The organism is Pseudomonas sp. NPDC089407 (assembly GCF_044900445.1).
Taxonomy (GTDB): Bacteria; Pseudomonadota; Gammaproteobacteria; order Pseudomonadales; family Pseudomonadaceae; genus Aquipseudomonas.
In genome coordinates, this window is sequence record NZ_JBJDNB010000059.1 from 1 (window position 1) to 14067 (window position 14067).

General features: G+C 60.9%; 9 protein-coding genes and 1 rRNA gene. 4 read left to right on the plus strand and 6 right to left on the minus strand.

The window, feature by feature from the left end:
- A 5S ribosomal RNA gene (rrf, locus tag ACI2KG_RS28500) occupies positions 1-91 on the plus strand; the annotation flags it as partial.
- A 227-nt stretch (positions 92-318) separates the two neighbouring features.
- Here rrf and ACI2KG_RS28505 read toward each other — a convergent pair.
- From ACI2KG_RS28505 to ACI2KG_RS28520, 4 genes are all read right to left on the minus strand, one after another.
- A complete protein-coding gene (locus tag ACI2KG_RS28505; protein ID WP_404664193.1) occupies positions 319-2733 on the minus strand; it encodes a TonB-dependent siderophore receptor in 2415 nt (804 codons plus the stop codon).
- 194 nt (positions 2734-2927) lie between these two features.
- Positions 2928-3896, minus strand: coding sequence for a FecR domain-containing protein (locus ACI2KG_RS28510; protein WP_404664194.1), 969 nt, complete (start codon positions 3894-3896; stop codon positions 2928-2930).
- A gap of 4 nt (positions 3897-3900) precedes the next feature.
- Positions 3901-4404, minus strand: a complete 504-nt coding sequence (locus ACI2KG_RS28515; RefSeq protein ID WP_404664195.1) for a sigma-70 family RNA polymerase sigma factor — start codon at positions 4402-4404, stop codon at positions 3901-3903.
- 111 nt (positions 4405-4515) lie between these two features.
- On the minus strand, positions 4516-5205 hold the full coding sequence (locus ACI2KG_RS28520; RefSeq protein ID WP_404664196.1) for a GntR family transcriptional regulator: 690 nt from the start codon (positions 5203-5205) through the stop codon (positions 4516-4518).
- A gap of 204 nt (positions 5206-5409) precedes the next feature.
- On the opposite strand from ACI2KG_RS28520, the gene lapG reads away from it, so the two are divergent.
- Positions 5410-6171 carry a cysteine protease LapG gene (gene lapG / locus ACI2KG_RS28525; RefSeq protein ID WP_404664197.1) on the plus strand — a complete coding sequence of 254 codons (762 nt, stop codon included), beginning with the start codon at positions 5410-5412 and terminating at the stop codon, positions 6169-6171.
- A 10-nt stretch (positions 6172-6181) separates the two neighbouring features.
- On the plus strand, positions 6182-8128 hold the full coding sequence (gene lapD / locus ACI2KG_RS28530) for a cyclic di-GMP receptor LapD (RefSeq protein ID WP_404664198.1): 1947 nt from the start codon (positions 6182-6184) through the stop codon (positions 8126-8128).
- 147 nt (positions 8129-8275) lie between these two features.
- Here the strand turns inward: lapD and ACI2KG_RS28535 are convergent, their stop codons facing one another.
- Positions 8276-9634, minus strand: a complete 1359-nt coding sequence (locus ACI2KG_RS28535) for an HlyD family type I secretion periplasmic adaptor subunit (protein ID WP_400622880.1) — start codon at positions 9632-9634, stop codon at positions 8276-8278.
- A gap of 7 nt (positions 9635-9641) precedes the next feature.
- The gene (locus ACI2KG_RS28540; protein WP_404664199.1) at positions 9642-11798 is read right to left on the minus strand and encodes a type I secretion system permease/ATPase; all 2157 of its coding nucleotides are present in this window, start codon (positions 11796-11798) and stop codon (positions 9642-9644) included.
- A 991-nt stretch (positions 11799-12789) separates the two neighbouring features.
- On the opposite strand from ACI2KG_RS28540, the gene ACI2KG_RS28545 reads away from it, so the two are divergent.
- Positions 12790-14067, plus strand: a 1278-nt coding sequence (locus ACI2KG_RS28545) for a retention module-containing protein (protein WP_404664200.1), incomplete at its 3' end; no start/stop codon positions are given.

The window sequence follows — 14067 nt, forward strand, 5'->3', positions numbered from 1 at the left end:
CACCTGATCCCATCCCGAACTCAGCAGTGAAACGATGCATCGCCGATGGTAGTGTGGGGTTTCCCCATGTGAGAGTAGGTCATCGTCAAGATTCAAACCCAAAGCCCCTGTCTGCGATGCAGACAGGGGCTTTGTCTTTTCAGGGCCTCAAGGCCTGTGCGATTCCTCGCGTAGGAGCGGGCTTGCGTCGCGATCGGGCGCACAGCGGCCGTAAAACCTGCATCCGCATCTGCCAGGCAAACCGCGTCGCCTGGATTGCGGCCGCTTCGCGCCCGATCGCGACACAAGGCCGCTCCTACAAGTAACGCGTATCAGCGGTCAGAACTGATAACTTACCGTAGCACTCACATTCCGCTCCTCACCCATGTAGCAGTAGTTCACGCTGGCACACGAGGTGATGTAGCTTTCGTTGGTAAGGTTGTTTGCGTTCAAGCGCACATCCACACCTGTCAGGCCGACCTTGCCCAGGTCATAGCCGATCGATGCGTCGAACAGGGTGTAGGAGGGCACCTTCATGCTGTTTTCCGCATCCACCCAGCTGTACCCCACATAGCGCACCCCACCCCCCAGCCGCAGGCCATCCAGGGCCCCCTGGTGGAAGTTGTAGTCTGCCCACAGCGAGAACATCTGTTTCGGCGCCTGGGTTGGCGAATTACCTTTGTTATCCAGGCTGCCCGACACCAGGCTCGGCATCGATTTGGAATACTCGACATCGGTGAAGGTGTAACCACCCAGCAACTTCAAACTGTCTGTCAGCTGCACATGGGCCTCCAGCTCCAGCCCTTGTGAGCGTACTTCACCGACAGGGCGATAGAAGTCCTCATTCGGCTGTTTCGACGCCAGGTTTTCCTGCTCGATGCGGAATACCGATGCGGTGAACAGATTGTCGCTGCCCGGCGGCTGATACTTGATACCGGCTTCCCACTGCGTACCCTCGGTAGGGGCCAGCGGGCGTCCGTCCTGATCGGACACAGTATTTGGGTTGAACGACTCCGAGTAGCTCACATACGGCGCAATGCCGTTTTCGAACAGATAGAGCACGCCAGCGCGGGTAGTGAACCTGGAACGCTGATCGCTGACTTTAGTGTCACTGTCGCGGTTCTCTTCGGACACTTTCACCCAGTCCTGACGCAGCCCCAGAGAGAATCGCCACTGGTCCAGCTCTACCAGATCCTGCAAGTACAAGCCCGTTTGCTGCAAACGCCGCTGGTAGCGGTTCTCGCCCAGCACCTGAAGGTTGCCATTGCCGTATTGCGGGTTGCCGGCATCCAGCGGATCCACGGAGCCATAACGCCATGCCACGTCGGCTTTACGTCGTTGGTAATCGGCACCCAGCAGCAAGGTGTGCTTGGCGGCCCCGGTAAAGAACTCGGCCTGCAGCATGTTATCGATGATGTACGAATGCAGACGCTCATCACCGCCGGTATAGGCGCGGTTGAGGATATTGCTGTCGGCATCTGCCCAACCGGCGGAGTACACCTGGTCCATCGACACGTCGGAATCCTGGTAACGGAAGTTCTGCCGCGCGGTGAATACATCGTTGAAGCGGTGTTCGAACTGGTAGCTGAACGACTGTTGCGTACGCTCGTAGTTGTCGATACCCGGCTCGCCTTCAAAGAAGTGATCTGACAGGCGCAAGCCGTTACGCTGGTGCAGCATGCCGTCTGCAGGGTTGCCGCCGTGGTAGCCGCCGTTGGGGTCATGCTGCAGGTAAGCTTGCAGAGTCAGCGAAGTGTCTTCGCTGAAGTCGATGCTGATGGCCGGCGCAATGGCATAGCGTTCTTCCTTGCTGTGGTCGAACTGTGTGTCGGACGCATCTGCCAGGCCAGTCAGGCGATAGGCAATGCGCTTATCATCATCCACAGGCCCGCTGAAGTCGAAACCCATGCCGCGCTGGCCTTGGGTGCCGACCGTGGCTTGGACCTGGTGATAGGGGCTGAATAACGGCTTCTTGGTCGTCAGTGCCACCAAGCCCCCCGGTGAGCTTCGGCCATATAGCACCGAAGACGGCCCCTTGAGAATGTCGATGCGCTCGAGGAAGTACGGGTCCACCTGCATGGTGCTGTAGGTGCCGTTGTCGCCCATGGACTTCAGCCCATCGACATAGATGTTGTCCACCGAGCCGTCGTTGAAGCCACGCATGGCCACATAGTCGTAGCGATGGGTCGCACCGTAGGGATTGGTCAGCACGCCTGGCGTATAGCGCATGGCCTGGGCAACGGTCTGCGAGCCCTGGTCGTCTATCTGGTGGCGGGTCACCACCGAAACCGATTGTGACGTCTCCAACAGGGGCATGCTGGTCTTGGTCGCCACCTGGCTGTGCGTGGCGTTGTAACCCTCTGTGCTACCCAACGCATTACCGAGGGTGAAGCTGCGGATATCGGTGTCTGGCAGTGACAGGGCAGCGTCCTCAGGCTGTGCCTGCAGCACATAACTGCGCCCATCCTGGCTGACGGCCTGCAGGCCGCTACCATTGAGCAACTGGCGCAATGCTTGTTCGGTGGCATATTGGCCTTGAAGTCCATCGGACTGCAGGCCACCGGTGAGCTGCGGTGTGCTCGACAGGGTGATGCCGGCCTGGCGGGCGAATTGGTTGAGCACGTCGTCCAGTTGGCCAGCCGGGATTGCGTAGCGATGGCTGACCTGGGCTGTTTCAGCTGCCATGGAGAGTTGCGGGGCGGCGGTCAGGCCCAAGGCTGTGCCGAACAGCGTAGCCCGGATAGCTCTGCGCAAAAGCGCTGAGTGCAAAACAGGTCGAAAATCATTTACGGGGGAAGGGTGCGTGCACACCGGGTGAGTAGGCATGAGTGGTCCGTTGGAGAGTAGAGGGCAGAGGGTGTCGCTTACTGTCCTAGCCGGACCGAAATTCAAAACCCGCCAAAAAACTGAGCGCCCCTACGCGATACTGTGTAGGAGCGACCACGTTGTCAGGCCAACCCTTCCACCCGCACCCACCAGCGTGTCCGCTGTCGCAAGCGCACAGGCAACGTCTGCGGCAGCAGCTGTAGCAACTGCTCCGGGTCTTCAAGGCGGAACACGCCCGACAAGCGCAAATCGGCGATCTCGTCGCTACAGCCCAGGTACCCGTGACGATAGCGGCTGACCTGCTCAAGAAAGTCGAACAAGCGCATATCCCGGGTAACGATCAGCCCCTCGCTCCAAGCCATGGCGTCCATGTCCACGTGCTCCAGCCGCTGTGCACCCTGCGCATCCAGGCGCCAGTCCTGGCCGGCCTCAATCCACTGCAATAGCTCATTGCCAGGTAGGTGGATCGCTACCCTGCCATGGCTGACACTGACACGTGTGCAGTCGCTGTCCTGGCGTGCCACAAAGCGCCCGTCAAAGACTTCCAGCAAGGCGTCGCGGGTTTGCACTCGCAGGGGCCGCTGCATGTTCACCGCTTGGCTGCAGGTAATCATCAATTCGCCTTGTTTCAGGCGGATCAGGCGTTGCTGGCCGTTGAAGGCCAGGTCCACGGCACTGTGCGTGTTGAGTTGCATCAGCGAGCCGTCGGGCAGCGTGAAGCTGCGTCGCTCACCCGTGCTTGTGGCGTAGTCTGCTGTCCAGCCGCTGAGCGCATCCAGGTCGTTGCCCAGCCATGCCGCTGTCCCGACCATGGCTAGGCCGCCAAGCAGCTTCAGCGCCTGTCGTCGGTGCAGGCGTCGTTGGCTGGTTTCCAGGGTCTGCAAGACCAGGCCGGCGCCGGGGATGGCGCGCAGGTCGAGGTCCTGATGCATGCGGATCACCCGCTGCCAGGCCTGCTCGTGTTCGGGGTGTGCACCGCGCCATTGCTCGCATTGCTGTTGCAGGGCGGGGTTATGCCCGCTCTCGCGCAGTCTCAGCATCCACTGAATAGCCTGCTTCACCGTCTTTGCGCCAGGTTGTGCGGAGGTCATCGCTTTACCGCTCGTCTTCGTAGCGCAGCACGTAGCAGTGGTACAAAGCGTCAGCAATGTAACGCTCGACGGTACGCACCGAGATGCCCATTTGCTCGGCAATGGCTTGGTGCTTCAGGCCCTCGCATTGAGCAAGCAGGAAGGCACGCCGTACTTTTGGCTTGAGGCCGTCGAGCATACGGGCTATGCGCTCCAGCAGTTCCAGCAGCAGCTCACGGGTTTCGGCTGAGGGCGCCAGTGCCTCCGGCACATTGACCAAAGCCTCAAGGTAGGCCCTGTGCAGCTCCTCGCGGCGCCAGTGGTCGATCACCAACCCGCGTGCGACCGTGCGCAGAAAGGCCCGTGGCGTGTTCAGCTGCAGCTGCTCGCGGCGCTGCAGCAGGCGTACGAAGGTGTCTTGGGCGAGGTCAGCGGCATCAGCGGCGTTGCCCAGCTTGCTGCGTAGCCAGGCATGCAACCAGCCGTGGTGGTCACTGTAGAGCGTTTGCACAGAGTCGTTGCTGGGCATGGGGGAGGGCGCTGGCGTCAATGGACATTAATGATAATTAGTCTCATTGTTGGTGGCGCCGCAACAATTTGCAACCCACCTGCTCGTAGCTTGCGCAAAACCTGCAGTGAGCTAGCGCCCTGTTTGGCTGTCCAGGTACCTGCGAATTACCCGCGCCCCGCTATTGAGGTGCTGTTCCAGTACCGCTACGGCCTCATCCACCAATTTGTCACTGGCTGCATCCACCAGGGCGTTGTGATCGTCCTGGGTTAGCTTGCCCAGGCCCATGGACGAGAGATGGAAGCGCAGGAAACGCTCTTCCTCGTTCAGCTCGTTCTCGATCAGGCGAAGCAGTTTCTTGTTGGTCGCTTTGCTGTATAGCGTCATGTGGAGCAGGCGGTTCAGGCGGCCGAGTTCACTGTGACGCGTTTCGTTCTCCAATTGCTGGATATAGCCGCGGGCGCTGGCAATGTCGTCGGCCTCCAGCAAAGGGATGGACTGGCGCAGCGCTTCACTCTCAAGCAGCACGCGCAGGGCATAGGTGTCTACCGCATCCTCGCCGATCAGTGGTGCAACCACCGCGCCCTTGTGCATTTCCACTTTCAGCAGTGATTGCGCTTCCAGCTGGCGCAACGCTTCGCGCACGGGCATGCGGCTGACCCCGAACAAGGTGGCGAGCTCTTGCTGGCGCACGGCAGTGCCAGGTGGCAGGCGGCCATCGAGAATGGCACTGCGCAGGCGTTCTTCAATCACGCCACGGGCCTGGTGCGGCAACAGCTGCTCGCTGGCCAGCACATTGCTCAATTTGATTTTCTCGGCCACGTAACGCCTGCCTTAACAATGACTAAAGTTGGATCCAATGACACTAGTTACTGCAAGTGGGGGTGTCAAACCTGCGCCAGTACTGGGACGGGCGCCCAAAAAGCGCGGCTATGGTGGATGAAGTCGCCAGTCAAAGGAAGCAGTCAATAGAAGGATATAAGCAGAAAGTGTAGGTGGGCTGACAGGCGGGCGGATGATTGCAGGGTGCCATTGTCTTTTGCCTTGGCAAGCCCCACCATCGCTGCTTTCGACTGGCCTGAACAGGGCTTCGCAGTGGCGATATCCTGGATGCTCAAAACCCTCGTGCGACGTGCCTGCGTTGCCGCCCTGCTGGGCTGCATGCTGCTGGGCGGCTTGCATGCGGATTGGGACTTTTCCCAGATCAGCCGCAAGTCGCAGGCGTTGTATGGCCCGCTAGGGGCGGGAAAGGGCCGCATTGATGCCTGGCAGAACCTGATGGCGACGCAGAACCAGGGTAGTGAGCTTGAGCGATTGCAGGTGGTCAACCGCTTCTTCAACCAGCAACTGCGCTATGTCGAGGACATCGATCTGTGGCATGAGGTCGATTACTGGGCCACGCCGGTGCAGGCGCTTATCAAAGGCGCCGGGGACTGCGAGGACTACGCCATTGCCAAGTATTTCAGCTTGCGGCGCATGGGGGTCCCCAGCGAGAAACTGCGCATTACCTACGTCAAGGCGCTGCGGCAGAACCGGGCGCATATGGTCCTGACCTATTATTCAAGCCCACAGGCGCAACCCTTGGTACTCGATAGCCTGATGGACGCCATCAAGCCGGCAAGCCAGCGGACAGACTTGCTGCCGGTGTACGCCTTCAATGGCGAGGGCTTGTGGCTGACGGGGGCCGCAGGCAACAAGAAGGTCGGCGATACCAAGCGGCTTTCCCGCTGGCAGGATTTGCTTAAAAAAATGCAGGCCGAAGGGTTTCCGGCCGAGCCGGTTTACTGAAGGAGCACAGATGTCACTGTTCAAACAATTGCTGTTGGCCATTTGCCTGTTCCTGGTGGTCGCCTTCAGTGGCAGCTTCATGGTCAGCCTGGAAAGCTCGCGCAGCCAGTACGTTAACCAGCTGCGTTCGCATGCCCAGGATGCGGCGACCGCGCTGGCGCTGTCGCTGACGCCGAACATCGATGACCCGGCGATGGTCGAGCTGATGGTCAGTTCGATCTTCGACAGTGGTTACTACGCAAGCATCAAGGTCGTCGACCTGGGCTCCAATGCCGTGTTGGTGGAGCGCCACGCCGAGCCGGACCCCGGCGGCGTGCCGAGTTGGTTCGTGCATTTGATCGGCCTGGAAGCTGCGGGTGGCGATGCCATCGTCAGCCGTGGCTGGCAGCAGGCCGCGCGTGTTGAAGTCATCAGCCACCCGATGTTTGCCATCGCCAAGCTCTGGCAAAGCGCGCTAGGCAGCCTGGGTTGGTTGCTGTTGTGTGGTGCGGCCAGTGCCGTGCTTGGCGCCTTGCTGTTGCGCCGCCAGTTGCGGCCGCTGGACTATATGGTCGAGCAGTCCCACGCCATTGCCCGCCGTGAATTCCTCAGCCTGCCAGAGCTGCCTCGCACACCGGAACTGCGCCGGGTGGTGCAGGCGATGAACCAGATGGTCGAGAAGCTCAAGGCGCTGTTTACCGAGCAGGCCGAGCGCAGTGAGCGGCTGCGGGCAGAGTCCTACCAGGACAGCCTGACCGGGCTGTCCAACCGCCGTTATTTTGAAATGCAGCTCAATACCCGGGTAAGTAACCTGGAAGAAGCGCGCGCCGGCTACTTGCTGTTGCTGCGTGTCCAGGGCCTGGCCGGCCTGAATGCCCGCCTTGGCGGCCAGCGTACCGACCAGTTGCTGCAGGCAGTGGGCGAGCAGCTGCGCCGAACCTGTGCCAGCTACCCGGAAACCAAAGACCTGATTTCCCGCAGCCGCGGTGGCGAGTTTGCCGTGCTGGCGCCGGGCATGGTGCACGAAGAGGCAGTACAGCTGGCCCAGGCGCTGGAAGCGACGCTGCTCAGCCTGCATGACACGGGCGCAAGTGACGTTCGCCCGGTGGCCTGTATCGGCTTGGCACCCTACAGCCCAGGTGACGCACCCCAAGCATTGCTCAAGCTGGCAGACGAAGCGCTGGCCCGCGCAGAGAACCAGCCGACACCGGGCTGGGTGTGCCTTGAACAGGGCGTAGCGGCGGTTGCAGCAGACAGCCAGCATGCCTGGCACGAGCGGCTCGACCAGGCGTTCAACAGCGGCCATTTCGAGTTGTTCTTCCAGCCGGTGGTGGATTGCCCCACGGCGCAACGGGTACTGCACCACAAAGTGATTTCACGCTTGCAGGACGGCCCGGGCGAGGCCTTGCCGGCGGGGCGCTTCCTGCCCTGGCTGGAGCGCTTCGGCTGGATGCCACGCCTGGACGTGCTGGTACTCGAGAAAGTGCTGGCACACCTGCGCGGGCATGACCAGGTGCTGGCGCTGAACCTGTCGGCCGCGACGCTGGCCGACCCCAAGGCCCTGCAACGCGTTCTGGAGTTGCTGGGCCAGAATACGGCGCTCGGCCCACGGCTGGTTTTCGAGATTGGCGAAGAGCAGTTGCCTGAGCAGGCAGCCCTGGAGCAACTCACCCGGCGCTTGCACGCACTTGGCTTCGGCCTGGCGCTGCAACGTTTCGGCGGGCGCTTCAGCATGATCGGCAACCTGGCGCATTTGGGCCTGGCGTACCTGAAGATCGACGGTAGCTACATCCGCAATATCGACCATGAACAGCACAAGCGGCTGTTCATCGAAGCGATCCAGCGGGCTGCGCACAGTATCGATTTGCCATTGATTGCCGAACGGGTCGAGACCGAAGGGGAGCGCTTGGTTCTGCAGGAAATGGGTGTAGGCGGGATTCAGGGGCAGTTGGTAGGTGAGCCTGCGCCCTGGCGCTGAGTTTTTTGGGTTGGCATTCCGGCCCTATCGCCGGCAAGCCAGCTCCCACAGGTACTGCAGCGACCTCAAGGCCTGTGCAGTACCTGTGGGAGCTGGCTTGCCGGCGATAGGGCCAGAGAGGCGACTAAAAAGCAGTGGCCAGAATCATCACCGCTCGCGCAGCGCTTCCGAACGCGCCTTCATGATCGGCTTGAGCAGGTAGCTCATGATGGTCTTCTTGCCCGTCATGATATCCACCGTAGCCACCATCCCCGGAATGATCAGCAGCGGCTTCTCATCGGTACCCAGGTGGCTGCGGTCGGTGCGCAGCTTGATCAGGTAATACGTGGTCTTCTTGTCCTCGTCGGTAATGGTGTCGGCGCCGATCTGCTCCAGCTTCGCCTTGAGCCCACCGTAGATGGTGTAGTCATACGCGGTGAACTTGACGGTTGCTTCCTGGCCTGGGTGCAGGAAGGCGATGTCCTTGGGCAGGATCTTCGCTTCGATGACCAGCGTGTCGTCCAGTGGTACCACTTCGATGATGTCGCTACCCGGCTGGATAACCCCGCCAATGGTGTTCACCAGCAACTGCTTGACGATACCGCGCACCGGCGACGTGACCATGGTGCGGTGCACCCGGTCGTCCAGCGCCTTGCTGGTGGCGGTAGCCTTGTTCAGCTCGGTACGCGCCTCGTTCAGCTGGGTCAGCGCTTCACTGCGGAACTTGCCACGGGTCTCTTCGATCTTGCTCTGCACCTCGCGGATAGCCGCTTCGGCACGCGGGATGGCCAGCGCGGTGGAATCCAGCTGGCCACGGTTTTCCACTTCGGCGCGGCGCAGGCGCAGCACTTCGACCTGGGAAATCGCCCCGGTTGCCACCAGCGGCTCAGACATGCCGATTTCCTTGCGCAGCAACTCAAGGCTGTTGGCGTACTGCGAGCGCTTGGAGCTGTATTCGCGCAATTCCTGCTGGCGCTGTACCAACTGCTGCTGCAGGCCGCCAATCTCGTCCTGCAGTTGCTGGCGCCGGCTCTGGTACAGCGACTCTTCGTTCGCCGCCTGGCTTGGCGCCGCTTTGCGCAGCTCTTCATCGATTTTCAGCGGGGTGTCGCCCACCTCGGCACTCAGGCGCTCGACCCGCAGGGCCATGGCCAGGCGGTCGGCCTCGGTTTCACCCACGTTGGAGGCGAAGCGGGTTTCGTCCAGGCGCAGCAACGGCTGGCCCACTTCGACGATCTGCCCTTCCTTGGCGAAGATCTCGGCGACGATGCCGCCCTCCAGGTTCTGGATCTTTTGAACTTTGGAAGACGGAATGGCCTTGCCTTCACCCCGTGTAACCTCGTCGATGGGCGCAACGCTGGCCCACACGATCATGAACACGAAGAACAGGATCACACCCCAGATGGTCAGCCGCACCACCCGTGGTGCGTCCTCGATCAGGGCCTTGTTGACCTCTGGCAGCGGCTGGCCGCCGAGCGAGTCGGAGCCTTTGAAATAGCGCCGCAAGCCGTCCTTGAATTGCCCCATATCCAGCTTATGCAACACTGATCTGCCCCTTCTTCAGCGCATCCATGACCGCGGCTTTCGGGCCGTCGGCGACAATCTGCCCGCGATCGATCACGATCAGCCGGTCTACCAGCGTCAGCAGCGAGGCGCGGTGGGTGACCAGCAACACCGTCTTGCCTTCCACCACGGCTTGCAGGCGCTGCTTGAGGCGTTCTTCACCGGTGTTGTCCATGGCGCTGGTTGGCTCGTCCAGCAGCAGAATCTGCGGGTTGAGCAGCAGTGCACGGCCCAAGGCGACGTTCTGGCGCTGGCCGCCGGACAGGTTCTGCCCACGCTCACCCACCTGCAGCTCGTAGCCGTCCGGGTGCAACCGGGCGAACTCATGCACGCCCGCGAGTTCGGCGGCCTGCAGAATCAGTTCGTCTTCGATGTAGCGCGCGCCGCTGACCAGGTTGTCGCGCAGGGTGCCGGCCAGCAGCTGGATATCTTGCGGGACGTAGCCGATGTTATGGCGCAGCTCGCTGACGTCGATCTGGCGAATGTCCACGCCATCGACCAGCAGCGAGCCACCATCGGCTTCGTAAAGTCCGACGATAAGCTTGGCCAGCGAGCTTTTGCCCGAACCACTGCGGCCGATGATGCCGACCTTTTCGCCTGGGCGGATGGTCAGGTTGATGTTCTTCAGCGCCAGGTTCTGCTGGTTTGGGTAGGTGAAGTCGACCCCACGGAACTCGACGCTGCCCTGCAGCACCTTGCGGCTTAGCGGGCGCTCCTCGAAGTTGCGCTCTTGCGGCAGCTCCATCATGTGGTCAGTGGAGACCATGGTTACCTTGGCCTGCTGGTAGCGGGCAAGCAAGCCGTTGAGCGAGGCCAATGGCCCGAGCGCCCGGCCGCTAAGCATGTAGCACGCCACAAGGCCGCCCATGCTGAGGTTGCCGTCGATGATCAGGTATACGCCGACACAAATCATTGCCACGCCAGCCAGCTGCTGGATGAGCAGAGTGATGTTCATCGCCAGGCTCGACAGCACCTTGACGCGCAGTTCCAGGCGGCTGAGGGTGCCGAGGGTCTGCTCCCACATGTACTGGCGTTCGCTTTCAGCGTTGTTGACCTTCACTGCGTCCAGGCCGGCCAGGGTCTCGATCAGGCTCGACTGGCGCTCCGAGGCCAGCGCCATGGTCCGCTCCATGGTTGCCATCAACGGCCGTTGCAAGGCATAGCCGATGCCCAGGGCCAGCGGGAAGGCGATAATTGGGATCCACACCAGATGGCCGCCAATGATGGCGATGACGATCAGTATGAGGATGGTGAACGGCAGGTCGATCAGACTGGTCAGGGTCAGCGAGGCGAGGAAGTCGCGTAGGCCCTGGAACTCGTGAATATTCTGGGCAAAGCTGCCGACCCTTGCGGGCCGGTACTTCATTGACATGCCGACAATACGTTCGAACAACGTTGCCGAGATGATCAGATCGGTCTTCTTGCCGGCCAGGTCCAGGCACAGGCCGCGCAAGCCCTTGAGGATCAGGTCGAAGATGTACGCGCCGGCGATACCGACGGCCAGCACCCACAGCGTCGAGGTGGCCTGGTTGGGCACCACCCGGTCGTAGACGTTCATCACGAACAGCGGCGCGGCCAGGGCGATCAGGTTGATTACCAGGCTGGCGGCTATGGCATCGATGTACAGCCATTTGCTGCGCAGCAAGGTGTCGCGGAACCACGACTTCGCCCGGGGGATCAGGTTGCCATGGTTGACGTCGAACTTGTGCTGCGGCTGGGCGAAGAACACCCGGCCACTGTAGTCGCTTTGCAGGGCTTCGCGGCTGACGTGCACTTCGCCGCCGTCGCTCTCGCTAAGCAGCAGGCGGGCGGTATCTTCGTTCTCCCAGCCCAGCAGGACGGCGCTGCGGCCTTCCTTGAGCAGCAGCATGGCCGGCATGGCGATACTCGGGATCTGCTCAAGCTTGCGCTGCAGCAGGCGCCCTTGCAGGCCGGCGCGGGCGGCGGCGCGGGGCAGCAGCTCGGGGCTCAGACGCTGCGCAGGCAACGGCAGGCCCGTGGTCAGCATGACCCGGCTGGCGGGTTTCTGGTGCAGGACACACAGGCTCAGCAGACTATCCAGCAGGGGATCGTCATGCTGACTGCGTGGATCGTGGCTGAGTTGGACTCGACTGACTTCGGATTCCACGCGGCGCTCTCTTCATCCTTGTGGTGGGTAGGGTAGGTGTGCCGCCGTTCAGGCCGGGCGGCTCACCCTGGCATTCAAAGGTGCTGCCAAGCTGTGCTGATGGGAGCGTTAATGCCCCAATGCTTGAGCAGGTGACCAATGGTCGCCTTGAATCGGTGTTGAGTAAACAATTCTACGTGCTTCATTTTTACCAGACGTACCGTGGCAAGGAGTGTTTCATTTTTGAATCGCCCAGCTTCCTTTTGACACCGCGTCGAGCATAGACCGCCATCCAGCCAAGGGCTCAATGGGCATTTTCATCCAGCGTAGTCGCTGTCAGTAAACAGGCGCTTTTTAATTGGCGTGTCGCTGTCACTTATTAGTCAAAATTCATCTATAGAAAGCACATCCCTGAACCGTCTGCGTTGAATAATCACATGCGGTTTTTCATCATCGGGCTGACAGTATCAGGGCATGGCGGCGGCATCTATTTGATAGGTGACAAATCGCTGCTTGTGGTTCGCCCGTTGATGGGTATCCGTGTTGTTGGGGTGAGGTAGGTGACGCTGGTTCATCCTGGGCTCTACGTTCACTCCGGGTCGCGTTTCGGCAAGGTTTGTGCTTGATGGACGGGCAGTGGACGGCTCGCCTGAAGGTTGGCGCCAATAACCGTAGTCAAACCAGCTGGCCGACTGCTTCAGCGCATCATTTTCGACTGCCGCGGTGTATGAAAAGATACGTCGGCTGAAAAATTAACGGGCGTTCAATGATGTACGACATTTGTCCTCGAGAAACGCTTGGCTAAGGTACAAATATCAATGTGACATTACATTGCCGATTGTTTAGGATGGCCTGTATAAGGTCAATAGTTTGGCAGTCAAGTAATTCCAAACAGTTATAGACGGAATATTGACGTCAAAAAACGTCAAGATCATCGACATAGTTCCGCCTGAAGTGGCTGGCAAGCGCCGCTCTGGCAGGGAAGTACCCATCGGGTCACACGGAGAGTCCAATGAGCAGCGTTGTAGCCATCGTCAAAAGCATTGTCGGCCAGGTTATTGCGGTATCCCCAGAGGGCATCCGTCGTGTACTCATTGAAGGGGACCGACTGCTAGCGGGTGAGGAAGTCCTTACCGGCCCTGGCGGCGCAGTGACGCTGGAGCTGGCTGATGGCCGTCTGCTCGACCTTGGGCGTGACAGCCAATGGAGCGCCGATGCCCCTGACAGCAGCACCGACCTGAGCCAGGCGACTGCCCAGGCCGCACCTTCGGTGGAAGAGCTGCAACAGGCGATCGCCGCGGGTGTCGACCCCACTACCGAGCTGGAAGCAACTGCTGCCGGCCCGTCCGCTGCAGGCGGTGGTGGCGCGCTAGGCGGTGGCCACAGCTTTGTGATGCTCGAAGAAACGGCGGGGCGGGTAGACCCGACCGTTGGCTTCCCGACTGACGGCTTGGGCTTTGCTGCCGTTCTCGATAGCGAAGAAGTGGGCTTGCTGGACACCAATGGCAATAACCTGGTGACCCCGCCGACCACGGACACCAACGTTGCTACCGACCTGACTCTTGGCGCTACCCCTTCCATCAGCGAAGCGGGTGGCGTAATCGTGTATACCGCTACGGTTGGCCAGGCACCGAGTACCAACTTGGTAATCACCCTGTCCAATGGTGCGGTGATCACCATTCCGGCCGGGCAGACCAGCGGTAGCGTCAATGTCGTGGTGCCGCCGAACGACACCCCTTATATCGACGGTGGCCAAATTTCGGCGACCGTCACAGGTAGCACCGGCGGTGGCGGCATGACGGTGACATTGCCGCAGACGCCGGCGGTTACCCAGGTGACCGATACCATCGATGTCACCACCGCGACCCTGACGGCTTCGCCGAGCGTCACCGAAGGTGGCGTGATCACCTACACCGTGACCTTGAGCAACCCAGCCCAGACGCCGGTGACCGTGACCCTGTCCAACGGCCAGACCATCACCGTTGAAGCAGGCAAGACCCAAGGCAGTGTTGACTTCCAGACCCCGGCGAACGACGTCTACAACAACGGCTCGACCGTCAGCGTCACCATCGAAAACGCCACTGGCGGTAATTTCGAGCAGCTGACCCCGAACCCGACGCCTGCGCAAACCACGATCAATGACTCGGTCGACAACACCACCGCGACCCTGACGGCTTCGCCGAGCGTCACCGAGGGTGGCGTGATCACCTACACCGTGACCTTGAGCAACCCAGCCCAGACGCCGGTGACCGTGACCCTGTCCAACGGCCAGACCATCACCGTTGAAGCA